At 61.6% G+C, this 258-nt stretch carries 1 protein-coding gene; it reads left to right on the forward strand.

Annotation, left to right across the window (positions count from 1 at the left end; all coding sequences use genetic code 11):
* Positions 1–258: glutamate synthase central domain-containing protein (locus SB764_RS42025; RefSeq protein WP_410867040.1), on the forward strand; the 258-nt coding region annotated here is incomplete at both ends.

Consider the following 258-nt stretch of genomic DNA (forward strand, 5'->3'; position numbering starts at 1 on the left):
CTTGCCGCCAAGCACCCTTACCGCACCTGGCTCGACCGCACGCAGCTCATCCTCGAAGAGCTGAAGCCGGTTGAACCGCGCGCGTTGCGCCGCGACGTGTCGCTGCTCGACCGCCAGCAGGCCTTCGGTTACACCAGCGAAGATACGAAGCTCCTGATGTCGCCCATGGCGACCACTGGTCAGGAAGCCATTGGCTCCATGGGCACCGATACGCCGATTTCGGCCATGTCGGAAAAGTCGAAGCTGCTTTACACCTAT

The sequence above is a fragment of the Paraburkholderia sp. SIMBA_027 genome (assembly GCF_046535315.1).
GTDB classification, from domain to species: Bacteria; Pseudomonadota; Gammaproteobacteria; order Burkholderiales; family Burkholderiaceae; genus Paraburkholderia; species Paraburkholderia tropica.